Genomic DNA, 411 nt, shown 5'->3' with positions numbered 1-411 from the left:
CGCATTGTTGCCGATCAAATCACTACCAAACTCAACTATCGCTATTTGTGCACCATTCACAACGGTATTGATTGTCAAAAGTTTCAGTGCGGTGATCGCCAAGCTAAAAGAAATCACTTTGGACTTCCTGAGGATAAAACCGTAATTGGCGTAGCAGGCCGATTAGAAACCGTGAAAGGACATAAAGTGCTGATAGAGGCCTTCTCTCCCCTTGACTCTCATACCCACCTTGCGATTGCAGGTGACGGCAGCCACCGCGAGCAACTTGCACATTTGGTACGCACACTCAAACGTGGGCAACGCGTCACCTCTCTTGGTTTAGTCGACGACATGCCAAGCTTCTACCAAAGCTTAGACTTGTTTTGTTTACCGTCTCTGCAAGAAGGGTTTCCGTGTTCAACTGTCGAAGCG

At 47.9% G+C, this 411-nt stretch carries 1 protein-coding gene; it reads left to right on the top strand.

The annotated features are described in order from the left end of the window. The coding region (locus UF05_RS02585; RefSeq protein ID WP_048852124.1) for a glycosyltransferase at positions 1-411 on the top strand (411 nt) is incomplete at both ends.

The sequence above is a fragment of the Vibrio sp. S457-15 genome, from assembly GCF_000960545.1.
GTDB lineage: Bacteria > Pseudomonadota > Gammaproteobacteria > Enterobacterales > Vibrionaceae > Vibrio > Vibrio parahaemolyticus.
The sequence above is the reverse complement of the archived record's forward strand: the minus strand, read 5'-3'. Positions and strand labels throughout refer to the sequence as shown.